23 protein-coding genes and 1 pseudogene are annotated in these 18,490 nt (G+C 34.3%); 10 read left to right on the plus strand and 14 right to left on the minus strand.

Going from position 1 to position 18,490, the window contains the following annotated elements:
• A partial coding sequence (locus ACQKKO_RS20005) for a BclA C-terminal domain-containing protein (RefSeq protein ID WP_498650268.1) occupies positions 1-502 on the plus strand: 502 nt, incomplete at its 5' end.
• A gap of 34 nt (positions 503-536) precedes the next feature.
• On the opposite strand, the gene ACQKKO_RS20010 is transcribed toward ACQKKO_RS20005, so the two are convergent.
• From ACQKKO_RS20010 to ACQKKO_RS20020, 3 genes are all read right to left on the minus strand, one after another.
• Entirely contained in the window at positions 537-815 is a 279-nt protein-coding gene (locus tag ACQKKO_RS20010) for a hypothetical protein (protein ID WP_498650270.1), read from the minus strand.
• Positions 779-1,138: a hypothetical protein gene (locus ACQKKO_RS20015; protein ID WP_498650272.1), complete on the minus strand. Its 360-nt coding sequence runs from the start codon at positions 1,136-1,138 to the stop codon at positions 779-781. The genes ACQKKO_RS20010 and ACQKKO_RS20015 overlap by 37 nt, the downstream gene beginning before the upstream one ends.
• Before the next feature lie 666 nt (positions 1,139-1,804).
• Positions 1,805-2,635 (minus strand): ATP-dependent DNA ligase, encoded by an 831-nt coding sequence (locus ACQKKO_RS20020; protein WP_498650277.1) that lies wholly within the window; start codon positions 2,633-2,635, stop codon positions 1,805-1,807.
• Positions 2,636-3,218: 583 nt separating this feature from the next.
• Between ACQKKO_RS20020 and ACQKKO_RS20025 the strand changes: the two genes are divergently transcribed.
• Positions 3,219-3,761, plus strand: coding sequence for a helix-turn-helix domain-containing protein (locus ACQKKO_RS20025; RefSeq protein ID WP_498650280.1), 543 nt, complete (start codon positions 3,219-3,221; stop codon positions 3,759-3,761).
• 111 nt (positions 3,762-3,872) lie between these two features.
• Here the strand turns inward: ACQKKO_RS20025 and ACQKKO_RS20030 are convergent, their stop codons facing one another.
• The 4 genes from ACQKKO_RS20030 to ACQKKO_RS20045 all read right to left on the minus strand — a co-directional run bounded on the left by ACQKKO_RS20030 (position 3,873) and on the right by ACQKKO_RS20045 (position 5,393).
• Positions 3,873-4,082, minus strand: coding sequence for a hypothetical protein (locus ACQKKO_RS20030; protein WP_498650282.1), 210 nt, complete (start codon positions 4,080-4,082; stop codon positions 3,873-3,875).
• A gap of 19 nt (positions 4,083-4,101) precedes the next feature.
• Entirely contained in the window at positions 4,102-4,668 is a 567-nt protein-coding gene (locus ACQKKO_RS20035; RefSeq protein WP_498650285.1) for a site-specific integrase, read from the minus strand.
• A 138-nt stretch (positions 4,669-4,806) separates the two neighbouring features.
• Positions 4,807-5,094, minus strand: coding sequence for a hypothetical protein (locus tag ACQKKO_RS20040; protein WP_479837019.1), 288 nt, complete (start codon positions 5,092-5,094; stop codon positions 4,807-4,809).
• The gene (locus tag ACQKKO_RS20045) at positions 5,094-5,393 is read right to left on the minus strand and encodes a DUF2089 family protein (protein WP_498650290.1); all 300 of its coding nucleotides are present in this window, start codon (positions 5,391-5,393) and stop codon (positions 5,094-5,096) included. The genes ACQKKO_RS20040 and ACQKKO_RS20045 overlap by 1 nt, the downstream gene beginning before the upstream one ends.
• 316 nt (positions 5,394-5,709) lie before the next feature.
• Between ACQKKO_RS20045 and ACQKKO_RS20050 the strand changes: the two genes are divergently transcribed.
• Entirely contained in the window at positions 5,710-6,000 is a 291-nt protein-coding gene (locus tag ACQKKO_RS20050) for a hypothetical protein (protein ID WP_497938286.1), read from the plus strand.
• Between the two features lie 101 nt (positions 6,001-6,101).
• Here the strand turns inward: ACQKKO_RS20050 and ACQKKO_RS20055 are convergent, their stop codons facing one another.
• Positions 6,102-6,461: a hypothetical protein gene (locus ACQKKO_RS20055; protein WP_497938288.1), complete on the minus strand. Its 360-nt coding sequence runs from the start codon at positions 6,459-6,461 to the stop codon at positions 6,102-6,104.
• A 390-nt stretch (positions 6,462-6,851) separates the two neighbouring features.
• On the opposite strand from ACQKKO_RS20055, the gene ACQKKO_RS20060 reads away from it, so the two are divergent.
• Positions 6,852-6,983, plus strand: coding sequence for a hypothetical protein (locus ACQKKO_RS20060; protein ID WP_281284326.1), 132 nt, complete (start codon positions 6,852-6,854; stop codon positions 6,981-6,983).
• A 371-nt stretch (positions 6,984-7,354) separates the two neighbouring features.
• Positions 7,355-8,434 (plus strand): MrcB family domain-containing protein, encoded by a 1,080-nt coding sequence (locus tag ACQKKO_RS20065; RefSeq protein ID WP_498650293.1) that lies wholly within the window; start codon positions 7,355-7,357, stop codon positions 8,432-8,434.
• A 150-nt stretch (positions 8,435-8,584) separates the two neighbouring features.
• Here ACQKKO_RS20065 and ACQKKO_RS20070 read toward each other — a convergent pair whose 3' ends face one another.
• A complete protein-coding gene (locus tag ACQKKO_RS20070) occupies positions 8,585-9,430 on the minus strand; it encodes a hypothetical protein (RefSeq protein WP_497938223.1) in 846 nt (281 codons plus the stop codon).
• 198 nt (positions 9,431-9,628) lie between these two features.
• Here ACQKKO_RS20070 and ACQKKO_RS20075 point away from each other — a divergent pair, with 198 nt between their 5' ends.
• From ACQKKO_RS20075 to ACQKKO_RS20095, 5 genes and pseudogenes are all read left to right on the plus strand, one after another.
• Positions 9,629-9,754: a hypothetical protein gene (locus tag ACQKKO_RS20075; RefSeq protein WP_497938224.1), complete on the plus strand. Its 126-nt coding sequence runs from the start codon at positions 9,629-9,631 to the stop codon at positions 9,752-9,754.
• Positions 9,755-9,834: 80 nt separating this feature from the next.
• Positions 9,835-10,245, plus strand: a complete 411-nt coding sequence (locus tag ACQKKO_RS20080; RefSeq protein ID WP_498650296.1) for a hypothetical protein — start codon at positions 9,835-9,837, stop codon at positions 10,243-10,245.
• 305 nt (positions 10,246-10,550) lie between these two features.
• Complete coding sequence (locus ACQKKO_RS20085; RefSeq protein WP_369874422.1) at positions 10,551-10,781, plus strand: hypothetical protein; 231 nt, start codon at positions 10,551-10,553, stop codon at positions 10,779-10,781.
• A 191-nt stretch (positions 10,782-10,972) separates the two neighbouring features.
• Positions 10,973-11,747 (plus strand): annotated as a pseudogene (locus tag ACQKKO_RS20090) (SDR family oxidoreductase).
• Between the two features lie 324 nt (positions 11,748-12,071).
• Positions 12,072-15,260, plus strand: coding sequence for a metallophosphoesterase (locus ACQKKO_RS20095; RefSeq protein WP_498650298.1), 3,189 nt, complete (start codon positions 12,072-12,074; stop codon positions 15,258-15,260).
• Between the two features lie 159 nt (positions 15,261-15,419).
• Here ACQKKO_RS20095 and ACQKKO_RS20100 read toward each other — a convergent pair whose 3' ends face one another.
• The 5 genes from ACQKKO_RS20100 to ACQKKO_RS20120 all read right to left on the minus strand — a co-directional run bounded on the left by ACQKKO_RS20100 (position 15,420) and on the right by ACQKKO_RS20120 (position 18,423).
• Entirely contained in the window at positions 15,420-15,983 is a 564-nt protein-coding gene (locus tag ACQKKO_RS20100; RefSeq protein ID WP_498650299.1) for a recombinase family protein, read from the minus strand.
• A 246-nt stretch (positions 15,984-16,229) separates the two neighbouring features.
• Positions 16,230-17,936, minus strand: coding sequence for an ABC transporter ATP-binding protein (locus ACQKKO_RS20105; protein ID WP_498650301.1), 1,707 nt, complete (start codon positions 17,934-17,936; stop codon positions 16,230-16,232).
• 75 nt (positions 17,937-18,011) lie between these two features.
• Positions 18,012-18,131, minus strand: coding sequence for a class III lanthipeptide (locus tag ACQKKO_RS20110; protein ID WP_498650303.1), 120 nt, complete (start codon positions 18,129-18,131; stop codon positions 18,012-18,014).
• 26 nt (positions 18,132-18,157) lie between these two features.
• Positions 18,158-18,277 carry a class III lanthipeptide gene (locus ACQKKO_RS20115; RefSeq protein WP_369874407.1) on the minus strand — a complete coding sequence of 40 codons (120 nt, stop codon included), beginning with the start codon at positions 18,275-18,277 and terminating at the stop codon, positions 18,158-18,160.
• A gap of 26 nt (positions 18,278-18,303) precedes the next feature.
• The gene (locus ACQKKO_RS20120; RefSeq protein ID WP_369874407.1) at positions 18,304-18,423 is read right to left on the minus strand and encodes a class III lanthipeptide; all 120 of its coding nucleotides are present in this window, start codon (positions 18,421-18,423) and stop codon (positions 18,304-18,306) included.
• Positions 18,424-18,490 lie beyond the last annotated feature (67 nt).

An 18,490-nucleotide genomic window follows, 5' to 3' on the forward strand; every position in this document is an offset into this window, starting at 1 on the left:
TCCAACGGGCCCAACAGGTCCAACAGGCTCTACAGGTCCAACAGGCCCAACAGGTCCAACAGGCTCTACAGGTCCAACAGGCCCAACAGGTCCAACAGGAGTTGGTTTAGAAAGTTTTGCAAGTGTATTTAGAGTAGATACAGGCACTGGTACTGATACTATTCCCGGGAACACCGCTATTGTTTTCACGAATGGGTTCGCTATCGGTCCAGCCATAAGCTTCACACCACCATCCGATACAATTATTGTAAATGAACCAGGGTATTATGAAATAGACTTCTCGGTACACAATCAAGGAGCCGCAGACTTTAATGTAACTATTAATGGCGTACCAGTCACTCCTCTACCATTCACTGGTGACGGGGGCGGACCAACCACTGGGCAAATTATCGTAAACATTACAACTGTTCCTAGTACTATTCAAATAGTAAATGCTAATGCAACACCTGCATTACTCCACGACGATACAAACACAACACTAGTCATTACAAAATTAACATAACAGCTAGATTCGTTATATTTAAAGCCGAGTATTTTCACTCGGCTTTTTGTGTTTGCAAATGACTACAGCATAGGAATGTTTTAATAGTTTTCTGGTGAAAGAACCATTTAATCATGATCACTTTTATACACCCAGACATACCAAACATAATCTTCATAGAATATTTAAGTAATAGAGTTATAAAACGATTATAAGGGTGATTTAATTGCAAAAATGTAATCATTGTAAGCATAACCATATCAACTGTAAGTGTAAGTGTAATCACTGTAAGCATAATCATATGAGCTGTAAGTGTAAATGTAACAATATCCAAAAATTCAAACCACCAAGTAAATGCCCATGTCCACCTGGTGCTACTGGTCCCGCTGGTCCTGCTGGTCCTGCTGGCGCTACTGGTCCTGCTGGCGCTACTGGTCCTGCTGGCGCTACTGGTGCTACTGGCGCTACTGGCGCTACTGGCGCTACTGGCGCTACTGGCGCTACTGGCGCTACTGGCGCTACTGGCGCTGGGTTTGGGTTAGAAAGTTTTGCAAGTGTGTATCGCGCAGACCCTGGAACAGGAACTGATACCGTGCCTGGTAATACAGCTATAGTTTTTACTAACGGGTTTGCTTCCGGTCCTGCTATAACTTTCACACCACCATCAAATACTGTGACAATAACGCAGCCTGGATTTTATTGGATTGACTTCTCCGTTCATAATCAAGGTAATGCAGATTTTAATGTAACACTAAATGGTGTACCAGTTACCGTTGCTCCTTTTACTGGTGACGGTGGAGGTCCTACTTCGGGGCAAATTATAGTCAATGTAACTACTGTTCCTAGTACTATTCAAATAGTAAATGCTAATGATACGCCTGCTCAACTGCATAATGATACAAATACTACGTTAGTAGTCGCTAAAATTTCTTAAATCCCTATCAAAATTTACTAATGGCGATGCGGTGCAACTTGATCTATTTGATCACCTGCAGCAGAAAGACGACCGACAGCTTTGAGAGGTCATGGATTCGATTAAAGCGAAATTTGGGAAGACCGCGATTTTACGTGCTTCCTCCTTACTCCCAGCTGGTCAAGCGTTGGAACGTGCTGCGAAGATCGGCGGTCACTACAAGTAAATGAATAAGAAGGTTTATAAAAAGGTAGGATGGGAACTATACCTGTGACCCCTTTGTGTATGATATAAATGAGCCAAATACGACCAAAAATCGTATTTGGCTTTTTTAAATATCGTATTTATCCCACTTGACCTTTTTATCACATTTATCCTATGTATTAAACTTGATAAAAATACCCCTGACGCTAAATGTCAGGGGTTACTTCAATTAAGACCGGAATACGCAGCAACCCTTTTTTCGTGAGGTTACGGTATTTCACCCGACATGGCAGCGGGTCAATCTCAACATAGTTTGTATCCTCTTTTCTTACTTTTGCAACAGAATAGAGGCTTTTACGCAGCGGAATGCTTGCGTGTTCAATCGTACCTAAATAATGACCTTTTTCATCGGTAGCCACTAAACCGAACTCTTTTTTGCGTAGTTTTGTGACCAAGACATCACGGTACGAATAGTTAATGATTTTATGCCAGGCTTTACTTCTTGTATTGATTTTATAGACCGAATTAGGGTCTTTTACAACAATGCCTTCCAGGTCCATTTCTTTTACTAATTGAAAGTAATTTTGAGCCTGTCCGATGACAAAGTTATGTGCAACAAGGGTTTGCTGATTTTTAGGGAGAGAAATGGCCACTTTTTCTTTGCGTTCGTGTAGTGTTTTGGAAGTCATGCGTTTGTGCTGGTGGTATAGGCTATCAAAAGCGACAAATTGGAGAGGAACCTGATGAATGAGCTTTTTTGACCGAGACCGCAGCTGCAAGGACTCAAAGTCCGGCTTGCCTTCATCATCCAGGGCAATAAGTTCCCCATCCAGCATGGTTCCCTCTTCAATCTCTTGTTCCAAAAGTTCCGGGTACATCGTTGTAACCTCGTTATGATGCCTGGTGTAGAGTCTTGTTTTTCCTTCAAAGCGGCTCATAATCATTCTATGGCCATCGAGCTTTAATTCTGTGATGCACTCTATATCGTTATCCGGTGGTTCCGGTAAGGATTGTAATAGCATAGGAGATTTAAACAATATAATCACCTTCCTTCCTATATTATATAATAAATACATAAGGAGAACGGTGGTAAGTAATACCGTATCTTTTGACTCCCACGTATATTAATGGTAAATTTTTAACTAAAGTATGTCGCTCATTCACCAAGCGACTAATAAACGGTGGGATTCATCATCGCAAACCCCTTACGCGATTCATAAAATGGGGGCCGGAAGGTATATCGCTTGCTCACCAGGCGATCAATAAATCGGTGGGATTGAATATCGCGAACCCCTTATGCGATTCATAAAATAGGGGCTTGTAAGTATCATTAAATGATGTCGCTCATTCGCCAGGCGACGAATAAACCGGCGGGATTCATCATCGCAAACCTCTTATGCGATTCATAAGATGGAGGCCTTTAATGAAAACCAATAAAAGCAGCAACGGTTTTATGCCGTCGCTGCTTTTTTAGTACCTCTATATATAGTGACAATTATTAACCTTGATCACATTTCTATTGTTGCTCTCCTATTCCGGAATTCTAAACGCTTGTCTTTATACAACAAATGTAGTATTATATAGTTAATAAAACATTTGTTGTATAAGGAGTGTTGATGGATGTATACAACGGAGGAAGCGTACGAACAATTAAAAGCGTTAAAAATCACATCAAATATAGAAAGTGTTCGTAGGTGGTTGCGTACCGGAACCATTAAAGCAAAAGCTCCTTCTACAAAAAAGGAAGGGTGGAGAATCCCTAGAGAGTCCCTAGAGGTTTTTATCCGTACTCGGTTGCCCGATATGGCCAATGAACCAACCAAGGAACAACAAACAGAAATTGAGGAAAACGCTAGGGAAAAAATGTGGTGGGAGATCGTCCAAAAAAACGTGTTTGACGATCGCATCGAGATTAAAAAATCGAGGGTAAAAGAGTGTATAGCACATCATCGTCGTGATTCTGCTCCCCTGTTAGAAAAGATATGGAATATAGTTAAAGACCACAACATGGGATATCGATACCCTTGTGTCCTGGTCCTACTAGATGCCTTTCTTTTTAAAGGAGAACGTGTAATGCTTGATCAAAACTTTGAAGATAAAGAGGAACAAGTGCTGTTTGCTTTAATAGAACATTGTCGTCAAGAAATTGTAAACTCTAAATAAAACATTTGTTGTATTAAATTAAAAGCAGAATCTCTAACCAATCGGTCAGCGAGATTCTGCTTTTTGTAGTTTATATTACAACTAATAAAACATTTGTTGTATAAATCAAGTTTACTTCATTAAGCGACTATCTGAAATCTTTTCGTATAGACCATAAATCTGTGCATGGTTACTCTTCCAAAGAGTATCGACAGGATTCGGGATAGAGAAAGCTCCTTCCATGTACATCATCAGCATGGAAAGTTGATTTATTTTGATCTCTTCCGGACGATTAGATTGAATAATCTCTTCATATCTATTGTTCAGTTCTTTTAAATCCATAGTCCTCCACTTCCCTCACTTAAAGCATAAATGATTTTAAGTTGTTTTCGACCTCTTCTTCCAGGATACCGATATATGTCAATGTGACTTTAGGATGCGAATGATTAAAAATCATCTGTAGCTCGGCCACGTCTTTAAATTGCTTGTAGTGCCAATATCCGAATGTCTTTCGCATCGTATGCGTGCCAATACCCTCCGGAATGTCGGCCATATCTCCCGCTTTAATTAATTGGCGATACGCTTGAACCCTAGAGATTGGATTCTCTCCTTTTCGACTCGGAAACAACCAGGCGTTTTCCGGAAGAGATTCCACATACTCGGCCAACTCGTCATAAACGTTCGATAAATAGATTGTGCGTGGCTTTCTTGTTTTTCCTTCTCGGATTGTGACCTTTTTCTTTCCTTTAATATCGGCTACTTTTAACCGCAGCAAATCCCCTACTCTTAAACCCGTATTAATGCCTAAAAGGAAAAGAATATAATCGCGCTCTGAACAGTGACGTTTGAGCGACCATTTCATGTCCTGGATTAATTCGAGCGATCGCAATGGCTGCACATTCTTAATCTCGTCTGCTTTAGAAGCCATATTCGTTACCCCTTGTAATTCAGCGTTTTGAATGTAACTTATTTTTGTCTTTTTAGTATAACACAGACAAAAAGAAAAAAGGCTATAAATTAGCCTTTTTCAATGTAACAAAACTACTATTATGTTACTTTGTTGAGTTTACCTTATATCAAGCGTTTCCATTTTATTTAATTCTTTTTTTCTTCGTTCCGAAAGGGTTTTTCTGCCAGTGATCCATCCTGAGATAAGAAATGCCAAACCAAGTAAAAGAACTGTTACAAAGGATAAGAAACTTTCATCGTTAGTAAAGAATATCCACGTGCGCCAAATAACAAACGCTACTGGGAGTAGGCCTCCCCAAAACATGCTATTTCTTGTTGAAAGAAAGTACTGTATACCTAAGAACCCAGCATATAAGAATAAATCAAAAATCCCATAACCAAACATTATTTATCATTCCTTTCTTGTTTATATTTATCGATAATTAGTTTTGCTTCTTCCAAATTAATTCGATCATCTATTGATAGTTTTTTGATAAATTGAATAAATTCCTCATTATCTACAGAATCATTTAACTTTATTTTCTCAATTAATCTATCTAACTTAATTCTCACCGTGGGATAAGAGACCTCATATATCTTAGCGATTTCTTTTAAAGATCCCGAATTCGTAATGAATTTTTTAATAAATTCCACATCTTCACCATTTAAGGACAAAATCCAATTTGGTACATCTTTCGATTCCATTTAGGCACCTCACCTTTTTAGATTAGTCGAAACTTAATATTAATTTTATTATAAACAATATTTATTTTAATTTCAATATTGTTAAAAATTTTTCCTTGTATTTATTGATATTATTTAACCTATCTAGAGAAAAGGCTATTTTAAAGCCTTGTTTTAACGTAACGTGAGAAATTCTGAGTATATTGCTCCCGTTTATCCCTTTAATCCCTTTATAAAATGTTATACTTTTATATAGATAGTAATGATGCTTTATTTAGAGAAAATTTATGAGTTAGCAGTTAAATAAACCAGCTAAATATATTCGAGGTGAAATAACATGGCACAAGATCAACCGCATGAAGTCAAATCTACTTTAAATTCTCTGAAAAATCCTCAACGAAAAGAAGAAAAGTCAACTTTACATTTTAGACGCAATATCAAACTTCCTGATAATGTTTTTTATCGTTTAAAAGCTCTACAAAATGTATTACCTTATAAGCAATACGAATTGGTTGATAAAATGATAAATGTAATGGTCGCGGATTTAAGTGAGCGTGATCAACAATATTTTATTGATCAGTTAGCTAAGATAACCGCGATAGAAGAAGAAAAGAAACAAGGTAAATGATTGGCGTTTAGTTTGTTTACATTTTATAAAAAGACAGGCACTTCTCAAGTGGAAGTGCCTGTCTTTTGTTTATGTACAGTAGAAGTTGTTTTAAGAGTGATTTATTCGAGTTCATATTTACTTTTATATTCACTCGATAAGTTTTCATAGTCTTTAAGTAAGGATTCATCTGAGTTGGTTGTTTTATATGTAGACATAGCTAAAATTAAATCTAATGAATCTGTCTGGAAATCGCCGTCTAAATCCTTCTCCACTTCAAGATCTTGAGTTACAGCTATAAGGCTATCAGTTAAAGACACGAACTCGCAATTTTCTTTTTCAATACACGAACTTGTTTGTTTAACTACTTGCTTACCAAACTTCCATGAATCTTTCGATAAATTCTCAGGTGGTGAAGAACATGCTGTCATTAATAACATTAAGAAAAGAGCAGAACCAATAAAAAATGAATTTTTGAACAAAACATACATCCTTTCTTGTGGTTAAGTATTGTATTGATGGTTATATTATACATCATAAATAGTCGTTAAATTACTTATTTTTAGGAATGGGTGTTTTGTACTAATAGGGTTTGCTTTAAGTTCAAATGAATTTTCTCCTTGTATACCACGATAACTAGCGTCAGGGGTAGATTTTAATTGGAGGACGGTTTTACTTAAATAATGCTTTTTTTACATAAGTTTAAGTTCAGTATTAATGACAAGTCTTACTGATAAGTATTATGTAATTATTAAATTATGCTCTTTATGTTTAACTTATTAATTAATCGGTATTTTATGCTATACTTGTCTGTAAGATAAAACAGAACAGCTCGAAGGGCGGCGACACCTCTACGAAAGGGGGTGTTTGCCTTGACGATTTATGAAGCACATTCGTTAGCCAATCAACAAGTGGCTAATCTAATAGCAATTGGTGGCGTGTTTGTTGCCTTTTTGGCCATTGCTGTTACAGTCGTGCTCTATATCGTTAGAAACACAAAATAGCCCCTTGAGCGACCAACTCGAATAAGGGCTATTGTAGAAATCCTATAAGCGCCAACCTTTGGGTTGACTAAAACTGTTTTACGCCTGCATTTGTGTGTCCAGCACAGATACAGGTCTTTTTAGTATTCCTGAGTACTCTAAATATATACTCGTAGTATAAGTCAATTAAAGATGAACTGTCAATCAAACAGTATGCTCTTTAATGGTCTACTTATATAATTTCACATACCATATTTCTTTAATTAAATGAATCTAACAAATATCTTTAAACCTTACTTAACGGTATTGATATTATAATTAGAGTAAAAGTGAGTAAGCTGAAAGAGCTTATAAGTTAGAGTTATTAATAAAATCAGTTGGAGGATTTTGTAATGAGACATGCTTATCACAGAGTGTTAACGGAATATCAGGATCAAAGAACTAAAATGTTTAAACCATCTAAGAATCCATTGTCTACATTTATGATAAATGAGATACCAAGAATATTAAGAGAACAGCTCCATTTAAATGATCGGGAACATAAGGTACAGGCTTCTGTAGGCATGGGTAACTGGACTGAAACGCCTTGGATAAGTGTGTTTGATCGTGATATTACTGAGACTGCCACAAAAGGTTTCTATATCGTTTATTTATTCAGGAAAGATATGAACGGCGTATATTTGTCTTTAAACCAAGGAACCACCCATCTACAACGTAAATATAAGAAGAAGAACCCAGGGTCTAAAATGGAAGAAATTGCGCTTAAGTTACAAGATACACTTTCTTATTCCTTAGAGGACTTCCCATCCACTAAAATAGACTTAATATCCAAAACGTCTAATTCTAAAAACTACATGGCATCTCATATATGCGGAAAATACTATAGCCTTGAACAGTTACCCTCCAATCAAGAAATCCAAGATGATTTTCAAAAGCTTCTTAAAATTTACCAACAGCTAAAGTCTATAATTGGAGTTAGAACGACTGACCAGTTCATTGATTATTTACTCAATCTAGAGGAAATAGAGGATACCCAATACCAATCAGATGTTCAGTTGGTTACTGCTTCTACCACAGAAATTAAACCTCAACAAATTCCCGCTAAGGAAAATACAGGAGAGAGAATAAAATGGAAAAGAAACCCTTCCATTGCTAAAGAGTCTATCCATTTAGCTGATTACCTTTGCGAAGTAAACGCTGATCACCTTACATTTAGATCTTCGGTAACGGGTAAGAACTTCGTTGAAGCACATCATTTAATACCCCTAAGTCTTCAGGACCTGTTTCGATGGAGTCTAGATGTACCTGGTAATATTGTTTCACTTTGTCCTAACTGTCATAGATCAATTCACCATGCAGATAAACCAACGAAACAGATAATCATTAAGAAACTCTATGATTTAAGACAGCAGTCTCTACAAAGTTTTGAAATAGATATACCTCTAAATGATTTACTAAAGCATTATAAGTAATTAGGTACTCTATAGCTTTAAGTTAAATTTACTATGGAAACCATATTAAAAACTAAAAAATAGGTCTGCTTAAGTGTATACCATCTATAACAAGCAGACCTAGATGAAAGCTATAAAGTGTCCCTCTCTTCTATAGACAGAGCCACAGGATTATCTATGTCTATTCGACCTCTTCCCAAGAGTACTTGCTTGAGAATCTCCAGACGTAACCGCACCTCTATCTTTATTTCCACCCATGTTGTATTTCAGTAACCTGTCGCTCTGAACAAAGTAAATATATTGAGGGTATGTATGCAAGTCTTTTGGAAAGTCTGCAGCCGGAGCAACGATTTGAATATCTGGTTGGATTGAATGTAAAATAATCATCCCTCCGTTGAGCTCCTTACTTTCCACCTCTGTAATGAAGATCTTCTTAAGTAATATTCTTCTTCTAGTAACTAGTAACATGTTGAATCCTATTGCTGATAGAAAGAGAATTAACAGTATTATTAAAAGGTTATCTAGAGGGAATTCTACACTAAATATGTCACTAAAATTATCAATATCTTGACCTTTATAAAAATTCTTAACTTGTGTAAGTATTGAACTGTAAAACATAATAGCTATAACACTTATAAGTATGTAACAAATAAAGTTACACGCATTAATAAAATATCTAACGGGAGTATACTCAGGTAATAACTTAAATTCATAAGTTACTGAAAACAATATAAAACCCATGAATCCAATAACCACTAATAAACCTAAAAAAACCATAAAGGCACCGCTCGATGTTGGAAGAGATGGATCGATAATAAAAACACCTATAGAGACAATAAAAACTAACCCTGCTAGACTTAGGGCGTTCACAAAATTATTTAATATAACTTTACTGTTTGGCATTAACAGCTTTTCGATTACTGTGGTACCTACATTCACCACAAATCTTTTTAGTAAAGTTGCAATAGTTCCTATACTGATAATTATTGTGCCTACGATTTGGATGACCTCATACATGATTTAACCTCTCTTTAAAAGCTTTTTTGTATCCTTATAGACTATCACTCAACTTTCGACAGTACAATTTCACAGTTGAAAGCGCCTATGATTCAGCTCTAAGTAAAATTAGATTTCGGCGACACGATAATTATTTGAATATTTAAAATTAATTGTTATAATGAGAATGAATGTTCGATAACTAAGGGGGGAATTACAATGGTAAGACACTCAGGAGGAAAGACAGGAGCTGCTGGAAAAGCTTTATCAAACCCTAAATCTAGCTCAAAACAAAAAACTAAAGCCGCTAAAACACTTAGCAATCACAAAGCAAAAAAACATTAACAGATCTCATGTTCATCTTCTAAGACTTGAAGTTACAGATATATTAAAGCGACTCATTTAGAGGAAGGTTGGTGTTGCTATTGGATAATTATCAACTGATATACGATAGAATTGATGAAACGATCGCCACTTACAATAAATACTTGCTGTTACTGGAGAATGAAAATCATACTTCAGTTTCCTTAGCAAAGACTCTTGGCATTTCTCAGACAAACGTTGCTAAGAAAATTAAACAGATGAAGAAATTTGGCTTAATTGCGGGTTCTGGTAGGCGTTATTGGTGTACAGGAATAAGAGTGGTAGATACACCAATAGGTTTATATAGAAGGATTTCGAAGCTTATAGTAGAAAAACCAGGTATTGAACGGAAATACCAGGAACAAGCGGAGGCTTTAGGAGTGCCCTACAAGGAAATACAATCTGCTTGGGGGTATATTCACTATTATGCACATGCATTAAGAAGTGAAGAGGCAAGGAGCAAAAACGAATAATTACTGATCAGTATTAAGTAATATTAAAACTTATTACTGAAACTTAATTTAATATTAGTTTATGGACAATGAACCTAATTATAAAACTTTGGTAGGTGTAGCTATTCGTAGCTGTGATTGATGAGAGTCCGGATTATAACTTTCATAGTAGTATGAGTAGATAATCAAGTTGCAGCAACCGGTCAAGCTCAGTCACTAAGAGAAATGATGTAGTTGAGTTTTTTATCGATGGAGCCACACCTAATAATAGCAGTACCACTAACGTTTAGCTCCCATTCCAAGGGATTTAAACAGGAGGGAACTAAATGGACCTTCGATGGAAGAAAGAGGACAAAGTTTTCGATAGTATTCATGAGGCAGATGTATGGGCCGATTCACTGGCAAATGAAATTTCAGCTAGACTGTTTGATGCTTATGATACACCAGATTATAAAATAGCTTATTCATTAGCGTTTAGACTCTCACAAAATGAAAAGTTTCGTGTAGTCACAAGAGTAACACCAGGTAGATATAATGTTTGGGTATTAGAAATATAAGTTAGATAAGTAATGGTAATCTCATATTCATGAACGCTTACAAAAATTCCAATACCCGCGCTTACCTTTCTTAAAAAGTAATGAACTAGTTTAAGATGATATACCATTAAACATTATTCGAAAGAATTCTTCTAAATTGGATACAATGCAGGATATGGTTCATCTCTAGATTTAAGTTAAGGGGGTACATAATGCAAAGAAACTTAGCAATCGTAACTGGAGTGAGTAGATCCAGAGGTATTGGTGCTGCCATTTGCAGAGAATTAGCTAAAAATGATATTGATATTATTTTTACTTATTGGAACGCTTATGACGAACTTTCCGGATTGGCAGAAAACAAAAATACAGTTAATACTATTCAACAAGAATTAAAGTCGAATGATGTTTGTGTCGCGACAATTGAGCTAGATTTAACAAATCCGCTGTCTAGTGATGCGTTATTTAATTTTTGCAAAAGAACAATTTGGCTATAGTCCAAATATACTTATAAACAATGCTGCTGTTTCATTAGACGATAACATTGAGTCAATCACAGCAAATAATCTCGATTTGCATTATGAAATAAATGTTCGTGCTACGACTCTTCTAAGCTCTAATTTCGTTAAGCAATTTAATGCGTCTTACGGTCGAATTATCAACATTACTACTGGCTGGAAACAGGGGCAAATGCCTAATGAGTTATCTTATGTCCTTACAAAATCAACAATGGATACACTCACGTACACATTAGCCTCAACTTTAGCAGAAAAAAATATCACTATAAATGCCATTGACCCAGGGCCTACAGACTCTGGGTGGATGTCTGAGGATACAAAAAGTTATTTAATAAATCGCTTCCCTATAGGTCGAGTTGGCCAGCCAACTGATGTAGCAAAACTTGTTTCCTTTTTAACCGGACCAGATTCCGGGTGGATTACAGGACAAGTCATACATTCTGAAGGCGGTTTCAGGAATGAAGATGGTTAGAACAAGCATTAAAGATATCAATGAATCTGCATAACTTCTGAATTACTTGCTAAGATATTATATTAATTGAAATATCTTCAGCCTAACAAAGGACAATGAAATTCATATTTCACTGTCCTCGCGGAGTAAGCATTGGAATGAGATGCTTAAATTTGTGGTCAAGACCTGATTTTGAATCAGATATTTAAGCATGATCATTATTTTATCTGTCTTTTGCTAATCTTAATGATTACAGATTTAGTTTTTAATTTATATCTTTTAACCACTGTAAAAATCAAGTATTTTATAGTATATTTTTACTAAATACTTTTTCAGGAGTGACTTATGAGAATTTTACATATCTCTGATTTCCATATAGATAGTGATAGCCAAGAAGATCTTAAAAACTCTATTATTATACCTTTAATTAATGATATTACTGAGATGAATAATATAACACCTTTTGACTTGGTCGCATTTTCTGGGGATCTTGTTGATAAAGGTGGAAAAAGTTTTGATGGGGATATAGAACTAGCATTTTTAGCATTTAAAGACATGGTTATTGAACCTATTATGGCAGCTCTACAACTTCCAGAAGATCGGTTCTTTTTTGTACCAGGTAACCATGATGTTGATTATGATGCAGATACTCCTTTTATCGAAAGTGGTTTGAAAAATAATCTAACTACTAACGATAAGGTAAATGCATTTATTGATAGTAATTCTACCGAGGGTAGACAACGAATTCTTCCTTTTAAGAAATTTGAAAAAGATTATTATAATCAATTTGCTGGTCAGGCATTTCATACAGATTATCAAACTGTATTCAAATTATCTTTAGGACAAGACACTATAGGAGTAACCTGCTTTAATTCTTCATGGAGATGTTATAAAGAAGAAGAATCAATAGTTTTAGGAGAGCGTCAAATTACCCGTGCTAGAGACGTAATTAATGATTGTGATATTAAAATAGGGATTATGCATCATCCACTTGATCATTTACCAGCATTTGAAGTTAAGCAAATAGAAAGTATGTTATTAAAAGACTATGACCTGCTTCTTTTTGGTCACGTTCATGAAGGCAGCAACTGGTCTAAAACTGCATTATCAGGTTCCACTGTAATCTCTGCTTCTCCTTCAAATTGGACTACAAATATTCGATCTACAAATATTAATTTTTTAAATGGATACAGTATCATAGATTTCCACAAAGGTGAACATGCGAAGATTAGTAACAGAAAATATTCCTACTTTAAAGAGAAGTATGTGCCTAACTCAGATTTAGGTGATGATTATGGGGTTATGTACTTTCCATTTCCAACTTCTGATGAAATGGCCATTAAAGATAGTGAACGATCCATTATAGAAAAAATTAAAGAAGTTCACCTTCAAACAATTGATCAACATCTAATCAGTTTTGATACCGATACTAATGCACCTAAAAAAATTGATGAACTATTTGTGATGCCTAGCTTGATTAGCCATGAAGAAGAACGAGAGCATGTAGATGATGAGGTTTATAATGCAAAAAAAATTCATTACACCCTTTCTGAAATATGTAGCACAGATTCCAACCTTCTTTTATTCGGAGAAAAAGAGTCCGGCAAAACAATTCTTATGGACAAGCTCTTAATTGAGTTCACTAAAAATTATACAAAATACAAAAAAATCCCTATATACGTAGATTATAATGATTCACGACAGTTGTCACAAATAGAAACGTATGTAAGCAAATTCTTAAATATAGGTATCAAAGAGATTAAGAATGAAATACTACACAAGCATGAAATTGTTTTATTGCTTGATAATCTGGCTTTCAAGAGTAGGCATATGGTTACTGAAATAGAGAAATTTATAGAAGAACATCCAAATGTTAAAATTATTGCCACCTGCACCACTCAAGGTGAAAAAGAGATACCTGGTGAGGCCTACAATTACAATCTACTTGAGAAATTTAAAGTAATTTTCATCGAAAATTTTCGTGCCAGAGAAATTAGAGAACTGATGAGAAATTGGTTTGTAAATAGTACGGCCTTTGAGGAAGGCTCCAGTAATTTTGAGAAGTTAATTTTAACCTTTAGAACTTTAAATATATCAAGAACACCTTTAGCTGTGTCAATGTTCTTATGGATTATAGAGAAACAAGATAATTTCACACCACTGAATAATTCTCAAATGCTCGAAAACTTTCTCGAAAGAGTATTTACCAAAACGTCAGCCAGTCGAATTTATTCATCAGACTTTAACTATAAGAATAAAGAAAGACTGTTAACTGAAATAGCATATTTTATGTTTATAGGTAAGGAAGATATGTACTATAGGGTCAAACATAATGAATTGTTAGAGTTCATTACCGCTAACCTGAAACTCAAAAAGTTTGATTTTGATGACGAAGCATTATTAAAGGAATTTATAGATAAAGGAATTTTGAAGGTTGAAAAAGAGGGCGTCTATAAATATGTAAGATTTAAATTCACTTGTTTTTTTAGGTTTTTTCTAATGAAAAACATTGATATTAACTCTGAATTTCATGATCGGGTCATGTCAGAGGAGGAATTTCTCTATTTTATAGATGAACTTGATTATTACTCTGGTCTAAAAACTGATGCAGCCCAGTTACTAGAAAAAACCGTTTCAAGAATGCATAAAGAGTATGAAAATGTATTAGAACTTATTGAAGAAGAACAGTATTCTTATGATAATATCTTTGAATCATTATCAACAATAGTTCGCTTTGATAAAGAAGAAGACCTAAAAAAAATTGCTAACGAAAACAAAAAAACTGAGGAAGAAATTGAACAGGAAAGCGATAGGCATTTAGATAACACAAAAATTGATCAAGTTGAAAAGAAAGATTATGAATTTGAACTTGATCCTATTACAAGATTTGAAAGATTATGGTTACTTTCAGCAAGAGTTTTAAAGAATACTGAAGAGGTATCAATAGAAAATTTAAAGACAAACGCTTATAAGAAAATAGTTAAGTGTTCAATGGCATATTCTTGGATTCATAAAGTCTTGATAGATCAATACTTTGAAAAACAAAGAAAAGACAATACCGATTCAGATGAATTCATTGATCAACTTGAAATTTTAACAAAACTAGTACCTTTATTTAACCAATTTTCAGTGTATCAAGCTTTGGGTACCGGTAAATTAAAACTCGTCATTCAAGAGGAAATTGATGACATGTTTAAGCCAGACAATAATTCATCAGACTTTGAAAAATTCATGTCTGTATTTATCTATGCTGATTTAAGGGGATCAGGTTGGTTACAAAATATAAAAGCCCTCCTAAAGACAGTTAAAAGACGTTACATCAAGGATATGATCTATATTAAACTGCGCGAGTACTATAGACAAAATAACCTGACAAAAAACCAAGAAGATCAAATTCTAAATTTAATTGGTGATTTATTCACTTTAGAGGATGGAAACACTCAAAAGAGAGACTTTCATCGAAAGGGTAGAATTATTGCTAAGATAGAGAAATCTAAACAAGAGAGAAATAGGTCTCTTCAAATTGCAGAATAACGAATCCAAGTAACTCTAATAGTTAATAATCAAAAAGAGCTACAATGGTGGTACATCCCAAATGTTAGAGAAAAATCTAACGTTTGGGTTTTTTTTGAAATACAGTGAAGGAATTAAACTTAGAATCGATGAAGAATACCATCAAAGATCTTTAAGTTACTACTGCGAGAAATCAGCCTCTTTTTTTCTTCTAATTAACGTTCGTTTTTGAATTCCGGTCATTTCCTCTACTTGTTTATACGTGTGAGTTTCTAATAATTTTAGAGCATGAAATATTTGTCTCGAGGAATGCTTCCTCGGTCGCCCCTCACGAAAATCAGGTCGCTGCTTTGCAATCATTTTTCCTTCCTGGGTCCGTTCAACAATCATGTCTCTTTCAAACTCCGCAAATGAACTCATAATATTAAAAATTAATCTTCCAGTAACCGTATCTTCGACAATACCCATATTTAGGATATGAACTCTTACACCCTTATCAAAAAGAGTGCGAACAGTTTGAATTGCGTCAACAGTTGAACGAGCAAAGCGATCTAATTTTGTAACGACCATTGTATCTCCTTCTTTTAACTCTTCAAGGAGTTTTAGGAATTCCGGTCGGTCTTTTTTTGTTCCTGTAAATTTTTCGGAATAAATATTCTCGCAGCCTTCTTCTTTTAATTGCTTCAGTTGCACTTCCAAATCTTGAGAGACCGTACTCACACGTGCATATCCATATTTAGTCAATTTAACACCTCAAAATCGCTCCATTTATGTCACTAAGTTTAGACACCTTATAAACCTTAATTCTACGCGAGTTATTTGACGGTGTCAATTCTTAAAAGTTTTGTCACTACTCAAGTGAAAATTAGTATTTAATTTGCTTTTATATTATTTACGATACGTGAAATTAAATCCTGTAAATCACAGATTCAGGTTATTCTAAAATAAAAACTACACTATTAAGCAGTGTAGTTTTATTTTAGCTGTTTATTACATTGCTGTTGAGACAAACTCTCTATACCTTTCGTTTCCTTGAGTAATATTCTCATGTGATCCCTTACAAATTATAGATCCATTTTCTAAAAATAAGATATCGTCTCCTGGCTTTACTTCCTCTAAACTGTGCGTTACTTTAATTACTGTTTTATTTTTTGTTAATGATTTGATTGATTCTAATACAAGGTTCTTTGATTCAACGTCTAAATTAGAGGTAGGTTCGTCTAACAGAATGATATCGGGATTCTTTAAGAATAACCTAGCAATGTTTAGACGTTGTTTTTCTCCTCCAGATAACTTATCGCCACTCTCTCCGATATGAGTATTCATCTTATCTTTTTGTCTGTCGACAAAATCTTCTAAATTTGAATATTTTAAAGCTTTTTTAATGCTTAAATCATCAATTTCATGTTGTTCTAGTCCGTACAACAAATTTTCTAGGATGGTTCCACTAATTAAAGTAGATCCTTGACTAACAATACCTATATTATTTCTCAGTTCATGCGTATCAATATCTCTTAAATCAACGTTGTCGATTTTAATTGTACCTTCATTTGGTTGATAAAATTTTTCTATCAAGTTAATTAATGTTGTTTTACCAGATCCAGACGGTCCAACAATTGTCAAGGATTCTCCCTGTTTTATAGTTAAATTTATATTTTTTAAGATTGGCTTATCCTTGTATTCAAAATTTACATCGTTAAAGGTTAATTCATTAGTGTATTGATATTTGTTTTGCCCTGTGTTCTCTACTTCATTCTTACTTAATATATCATTTAAGCTTTTAAAGGCTCCATTCGCTTTATGATATTCTCCGATGAACCCACTGATTGAACTCATTGGAGTCATAATTTGAAAGGCATAAACTACGAATGCTATTAATGTGCTTAAGGACAGAGTTCCAACAGATATTCTAAAAGCACCATAACTAATAACTACTAGTAGTCCTAGAATTAAAAGAAAATTAACTAAAGGAGCTACCAAGGCGAACATTTTGCTTTCAAAGAGATTAGCTGTGTAAAGTTTATCTATACACTTATACAACAAATTTTTCTCATGCTTTTCAGCTGTAGACGCTTTTACCATTTTTATATTTTTAAAAGTCTCTTGAGCTTTTGATATAAATACAGAGGTTTCCTTCTGTTGTCTAGCTCCTGTGTTCTCCATCTTTCTCATCAGTGGAAAAATTATACCAAAGATAATCGGTGCAATAACTAATATTATAATTGTTAGTTTCCAGTCTAAAATAAGGGTTAAAACTAAAGCACCGATTATCATTATAATTCCTGTAACTACCTTCGGTATGTGATAAGTTATTAGTGTTTTGATAATCTCTGTATCATTAACTATTCTACTAGACAACTCTCCACTGTGATAATCATCAAAAAAGCCAACCTTAAAGTTAGTTATTCTATCATATATGTATTTCTGTAGATCACGAATGACAATGTTTCCGAACTTAGATATCATATATTCATTTAGAGCTTCAATTATTGATTTGATTATTAAGAAAAAAACTAATCCACTAACAATCCAAATACTTATATCATTCATGGTAAATTCATCTACTGTTTCTTTTATTAATAGAGGAAACAATAGAGCAGCAGCTGTAAATAGTGAGGATACTATTACAATTGTGATAAGAAGTAATTTTTTCTTCTTGTCATTAATTGCCAATGAAAATATCTTATATGCATTCACATTTTTCACCTCTGATAAAATTAAGACAATAAAGCTTGTATGATCAAGCTTTATTGTCTCTAATTTAAGTATTTGTTAGCAGAAAAAGATGCTTGTAAAGCTGCTTGTTTTACACGATACGCTTGCTGCAGACTTCTTCTTTAAATGTACCTCTTTTGATACGTGTTCTTTTTGTAGTGAAAGTACTTTGTTCATTTTAATTTCCCCTCTCAATTTGGCTTTTAGCAGAAAAAGATGCTTGCATGACTACTATTTTTACATTGGATACTTCTTGCAGATGCTTTATTTAACTGTACCTCTTTTGATACGTGCTCTTTTTGTAGTGAAAGTACTTTGTTCATTTTAATTTCCCCTCTCAATTTGGTTTTTAGCAGAAAAAGATGCTTGCATGACTACTATTTTTACATTGAATACTTCTTGCAGATGCTTTATTTAACTGTACCTCTTTTGATACGTGTTCTTTTTGTAGTGAAAGTACTTTGTTCATTTTAATTTCCCCTCTCAATTTGGTTTTTAGCAGAAAAAGATGCTTGCATGACTACTATTTTTACATT

Source organism: Alkalihalobacillus sp. NPDC127517 (genome assembly GCF_050276055.1).
Classification (GTDB): Bacteria; Bacillota; Bacilli; order Bacillales; family Bacillaceae_D; genus Alkalicoccobacillus.

Bases quoted from the DNA above. Each gene is read 5' to 3' on its own strand.
- ACQKKO_RS20075 (WP_497938224.1), top strand. From the start codon at position 9,629: ATGGTAAGACACTCAGGAGGAAAGACAGGAGCTGCTGGAAAAGCTTTA.
- ACQKKO_RS20025 (WP_498650280.1), top strand. From the start codon at position 3,219: ATGTATACAACGGAGGAAGCGTACGAACAATTAAAAGCGTTAAAAATC.
- ACQKKO_RS20115 (WP_369874407.1), bottom strand. From the start codon at position 18,277: ATGAACAAAGTACTTTCACTACAAAAAGAGCACGTATCAAAAGAGGTA.
- ACQKKO_RS20035 (WP_498650285.1), bottom strand. From the start codon at position 4,668: ATGGCTTCTAAAGCAGACGAGATTAAGAATGTGCAGCCATTGCGATCG.
- ACQKKO_RS20085 (WP_369874422.1), top strand. From the start codon at position 10,551: ATGGACCTTCGATGGAAGAAAGAGGACAAAGTTTTCGATAGTATTCAT.
- ACQKKO_RS20120 (WP_369874407.1), bottom strand. From the start codon at position 18,423: ATGAACAAAGTACTTTCACTACAAAAAGAACACGTATCAAAAGAGGTA.
- ACQKKO_RS20095 (WP_498650298.1), top strand. From the start codon at position 12,072: ATGAGAATTTTACATATCTCTGATTTCCATATAGATAGTGATAGCCAA.
- ACQKKO_RS20110 (WP_498650303.1), bottom strand. From the start codon at position 18,131: ATGAACAAAGTACTTTCACTACAAAAAGAACACGTATCAAAAGAGGTA.
- ACQKKO_RS20050 (WP_497938286.1), top strand. From the start codon at position 5,710: ATGGCACAAGATCAACCGCATGAAGTCAAATCTACTTTAAATTCTCTG.
- ACQKKO_RS20040 (WP_479837019.1), bottom strand. From the start codon at position 5,094: ATGTTTGGTTATGGGATTTTTGATTTATTCTTATATGCTGGGTTCTTA.
- ACQKKO_RS20030 (WP_498650282.1), bottom strand. From the start codon at position 4,082: ATGGATTTAAAAGAACTGAACAATAGATATGAAGAGATTATTCAATCT.
- ACQKKO_RS20045 (WP_498650290.1), bottom strand. From the start codon at position 5,393: ATGGAATCGAAAGATGTACCAAATTGGATTTTGTCCTTAAATGGTGAA.
- ACQKKO_RS20070 (WP_497938223.1), bottom strand. From the start codon at position 9,430: ATGTATGAGGTCATCCAAATCGTAGGCACAATAATTATCAGTATAGGA.
- ACQKKO_RS20065 (WP_498650293.1), top strand. From the start codon at position 7,355: ATGAGACATGCTTATCACAGAGTGTTAACGGAATATCAGGATCAAAGA.